This window comes from Bartonella sp. AA126HLJHH, assembly GCF_042197425.1.
Lineage (GTDB): Bacteria > Pseudomonadota > Alphaproteobacteria > Rhizobiales > Rhizobiaceae > Bartonella.
In genome coordinates this window covers 1-5505 of record NZ_JBHIRU010000043.1, presented here as the reverse complement: position 1 = coordinate 5505, position 5505 = coordinate 1, and the positions used below count along the sequence as shown (strand labels likewise).

Sequence of the window (5505 nt, the reverse complement as noted above, 5' to 3'; positions counted from 1 at the left end):
CGATTCGATACGTTCAATTGATATGAATGCTGGAAGTAAAAAAATAACAAGAGCAGCTTTAACTCCAGGAGTTGTAACGGGCGGTCAAATGACTAGGGATGGGGTGTTGGGTAATCCTCTTGTCAATGGTGTACGGTCTGAGGGAAAGTCTCATGATGCTATTGTGTACGGGCAAGTAGCGCAGACGAAGGCTGACCAAGGGATTGCTATCGGCTTAACTGCTTTAGCTGGTCGTAGTAGAAATACTAAAAATAGCATTGCAATCGGCTCTTCTCTAACCGATAGTTATGATGAAAAAGAGAGAACAGTTTCAGTTGGTGATTTTTCAATAGCTTTCGGTAGTAAAGCACATAGTTATGCAAATGAAGCGATTGCTATGGGGTACAATGCATATGCAAAGGAGCAGGCGTTGCAGGGAATTGCTATAGGCGCTAGCTCTAATGTGACGGTTGCGGGAGGTGTTGCTATAGGAAGTGATTCTGTAGCCAATAGGGCTAGTGGTGTTTTGGGCTATTCTCCTTATAAGAAAGCGAGTGCAACAGGTGCTGAAGTTCAATGGAAGAGTGTTTATGGTGCCATGAGTGTTGGTAATCTCAGCGAGAAGGGAACGCGACAAATTATAGGGGTAGCAGCTGGTTCTGAACTGACTGATGCAGTAAATGTTGCGCAGATAAAGTCATTACAAAATTACGTAGATAAAGGTTGGCAGCTGTCTGTTGGTGGTGCAGATGCTACAACTATTGGTATAGAGAGCAAGATCGATTTATCAGCGGCAAGTGAAAATCTTCAAATTAGCAAAGGCAAAGATGACAATAATATAAAATTTGATCTAGCCAAGGATATTGCAGTCAATAAAGTAAATGCAGGAAGCAGTACCTTAGATGCAACAGGCTTAGTGATTACAGGTGGACCGAAAATAATCATTTCTGGGATAGATGCTGGGGGTAAAAAGATTACAGGAGTGTCTGATGGCACTGGAGCGAACGATGCAGTTAATTTTTCACAGTTAAGCAAAACCAATGAGGGTCTTTCGTCCACAGCGAGAAATCTGGAAAAGGCTATGGCGAATACATCAAAATATTTTGGTGGAGGTGCAGGAGTTGCTGGTTCTGACATGACGGGACCAACTTATGATTTATCCAAGATTGATACAAAGGGTAATATAACAGAGGGCTCTTTTAAAGATGTTGGTAGTGCATTTACTGGTCTTGATACAAATATCAAGAATGTGAATGCACGGATTAAAGAGGTTTCTGAAGGAGTAGCACAGGATTCTTTGTTATGGAATGATGAAGCCAATGCCTTTGTAGCGCGTCATGAGAAGAAGCAAGAAGAAAAAGGCAAAGCTGTAAGAACACAAGAAAACAGTAGAATTACGTTCCTTGCAAAGGGTGAGATTACCCTAAACTCAACAGATGCAGTAAATGGTGGTCAGCTCTATACAATGGGTAACACGCTTGCAACCTATTTTGGTGGAGGTGCTGGATATGATGAAGTGGGCATATGGAGAGAACCGGATTTCAAGATCAAGCAGTTTAGTGAGGATGGTACTTCTTTTGACAAGAACTATACGAATGTAGCTGATGCACTTACAGGTGTTGGAAGTTCTATCACGAATGTTCAGAATAAATTGACTGAACAGGTTAATAATGTGATTACCAAAGTGGAAAGCGAAAGCTTTGTTCAGCAAGATAAGACAACGAGTCGTCTCACTATTGGCGCAGCAGTAGAAGGCGGAGAAATCAACATAACCAACAAGAATAAAGGGGATAGGATACTTTCTGGAGTGAAGGCAGCAACACAAAATAATGAAGCTGTTAACAAAGGTCAGCTTGATAAAGGTTTGAAGGATCTTTCTACCAGCCTTCAGTCAGATGACTCGGCTGTTGTTCATTACGATAAAAAAGAGGGTGATAATGGCGGCATTGATTATACGAGTGTGACTTTAGGCAAAGGTAAGGATAAGGCAGCTGTTGGTCTTCATAATGTTGCCGATGGTCAGATTGCCAAGGGTTCACATGATGCAATCACGGGTGGACAGATTAATAAAATCGGTGAGGATGTAGCTAAGTTTTTAGGTGGAGAAGCATCCTTTAAAGATGGAGCTCTTACACAGCCAACGTATAAATTATCTTACATTGCTAAAGATGGAGTTGTAACAGAGAGTGACTTTCAAGGTGTTGGAACCGCTTTTGCAGGTCTTGATGAGAATATCAAGAATGTGAATGCAAGGATTAAAGAGGTTTCTGAAGGAGTAGCACAGGATTCTTTGTTATGGAGCAAGGAAGCCGATGCCTTTGTAGCGCGTCATGAAAAGAGCAAAGAAGAAAAAGGCAAAGCTGTCAGGACACAAGAAAACAGTAGAATTACGTTTCTAGCAAATGGTGAGATTAGCGCTAAATCAACGGATGCTGTAACGGGTGGTCAGCTTTATTCGCTGAACGAACAACTTGCAACCTATTTTGGTGGAGGTGCTGGTTATGATGAGCAAGGACAATGGAAAGCACCGGATTTCAAGATCAAGCAGTTTGGTGAGGATGGTACTTCTTTTGACAAGAACTATACGAATGTAGCTGATGCACTTACAGGTGTTGGAAGTTCTATCACGAATGTTCAGAATAAATTGACTGAACAGGTTAATAATGTGATTACCAAAGTGGAAAGCGAGAGCTTTGTTCAGCAAGACAAAACAACGCATCGTCTCACTATTGGTGCAAAAGTAGGTGGCGCAGAAATCAATATTGCAAATGAAAGCGGTGCGGATCGGATAATTTCTGGTGTTGGGGAAGCAAAGAACAATAATGACGCTGTTAACAAAAGCCAGCTTGATAGCAATATCAAGAATGTCAATAATAATGTAACAAATAAGTTTAACGAACTTACTAAAAACATAACGAATATTACTCAGCAAGTTAAAGGTGATGCTTTGTTATGGAATGATGAAGCCAATGCCTTTGTAGCACGTCATGAAAAGAGCAAAGAAGAAAAAGGCAGAGCTGTAGCCACTCAAGATAACAGCAAAATTACGTTTCTTTTAGATGGTGATGTTTCTAAAGATTCAACGGATGCTGTCACGGGTGGACAGCTTTATTCGCTGAACGAACAACTTGCAACCTATTTTGGTGGTAGTGCTGGCTATGATGAGCAAGGACAATGGAAAGCTCCAAGTTTTAAGGTTAAGACAGTTAAGGATGATGGTAAATCTGAAGAGAAAACTTATAGCAATGTGGCGGATGCTTTGGCTGGAGTTGGTAATTCTGTTACGAATGTAAAAAATGAGATCAGCAAAGAGATTACGAATGTAGTGAGTGAAAGCCTTGTCAAGCAGGATAGGATGGGTCTTATTACTATTGGTGCGGAAAGAGGCGGCAATAAAATCAATATTTTAAATCGGGATGGTGATGCTCGAATTCTTTCTGGTGTTAAGGCAGCGCAAAATGGGGACGAGGCAGTCAATAAAGCGCAGCTTGATGCAAGTCTGAAGGATCTTTCCAGCAGTCTTCAGTCAGAAGATTCAGCAGTGGTTCTCTACGATAAAAAAGAGGGTGAGAATGGCGGCATTGATTACACGAGTGTGACTTTAGGTAAAGGTAAGGATAAGGCGGCTGTTGGTCTTCATAATGTTGCTGATGGTCAGATTGCCAAGGATTCACGTGATGCAATCACGGGTGGACAGGTTAACAAAATCGGTGAGGATTTAGCTAAGTTTCTTGGTGGAGAAGCATCCTTTAAAGAGGGTGTTTTTACAGTTCCGACTTATAAAATCTCTAATGTTTCTGACGATGGTACAGTAACGACTAATTCACATAACGATGTTGGTAGCGCCTTTGCGGGTCTTGATACGAGTGTCAAGAATGTGAACACTCATCTGTCTAATGAGGTCAAAAAGTTTGATGAAAAACTAAGTAATATTACGCAAGCAGTTCAAGGCGATGCATTGTTATGGGGCAAGACTAAAGGTGCGTTTGTAGCGACGCATGGGGACAATAAAGAGAACAGCAAGCTTACATCACTTGCAGCTGGCTCTATAGTATCAGGCTCGAGTGATGCGATTACGGGTGGACAGATTTATGATCTGCAAAAACAGTTTGCGACGTATTTTGGTGGAGGAGCTGGTTATAATGAAAAGGGAGAATGGGTTGCACCTACCTTCAAGCTTAAAACTGTCAATTCTGATGGTAGTGCTGGTGAGGAAAAGGTTTACAATAGTGTATCGGAAGCATTTGCTGGAGTTGCGAGTTCTATCACGAATGTTCATAATGATGTGACCAATGTTGTCAGTGATAGCCTTGCCAAGCAGGATGATAATACGAAGGTTATCACTATTGGTAAAGAAGTAGAAGGCAGTGAAATCAACATAGCCAACAAGACTGGTACGGATCGGACACTTTCAGGTGTTGGTGAAGCAACAAAGGATAATGAAGCTGTTAACAAAGGTCAGCTTGATAAAGGTTTGAAGGATCTTTCTACCAGCCTTCAGTCAGATGGCTCGGCTGTTGTTCATTACGATAAAAAAGAGGGTGAGAATGGCGGCATTGATTACACGAGTGTGACTTTAGGTAAAGGTAAGGATGCAGGACCAGTTGCACTTCATAATGTAAAAGATGGTGCCATTGGTGAGAGTTCGCATGATGCGGTTAATGGCGGTCAGATCAACACGATTTCTCAGAATGTAGCTAAATTCCTTGGTGGCGATGCAAAATTTGTTGAGGGTACGTTTACAGGACCAACCTACAAGTTATCCAAGGTTGATACAGCTGGTAATATAACAAATGGCTCTTTTGATAATGTTGGTAGTGCATTTACTGGTCTTGATGAGAATATCAAAAATGTGAATGCACGGATTAAGGAAGTTTCTGAAGGAGTAGCACAGGATTCTTTGTTATGGAGCAAGGAAGCCGATGCCTTTGTAGCGCGTCATGAGAAGAAGCAAGAAGAACAAGGCAGAGCTGTAAGGACACAAGAAAACAGTAGAATTACGTTCCTTGCAAATGGTGAGATTAGCGCTAAATCAACGGATGCTGTAACGGGTGGTCAGCTTTTTGAAACGAATGATAAGGTTGTTACTTATTTAGGAGGTAATGCAGCTTTTAATAATGGTGCGTTTACAGGGCCGACCTATAGTTTATCGGAGATTGATAAAGATGGTAAGATAACAGCCAAACCTTTTACCAATGTTGGTTCAGCTTTTGAAGGACTTGATACAAATATCAAGAATATCAATCAGAGGATTAAGGAAGTTTCTGAAGGAGTCGCACAGGATTCTTTGAATTGGAATAATGAAGCCAATGCATTTGTAGCTAAGCATGGAACGGAAGGAAACAATAGCAAATTGAAGTTTCTATTAGATGGAGAAATTTCTAAAGGTTCAACAGAAGCGATCACGGGCAATCAGCTTTATTCAATGAATCAAACAGTTGCGACGTATTTTGGTGGAGGTGCTGGCTATGAAAATGGAGAATGGGTTGCACCCACATTCAAACTTAAAACTGTCAATGATGATGG

General features: G+C 41.3%; 1 pseudogene. It reads left to right on the top strand.

Annotated elements, in window-relative coordinates:
- Positions 1–5505 (top strand): annotated as a pseudogene (locus ACFIQC_RS09150) (hypothetical protein); the annotation flags it as partial.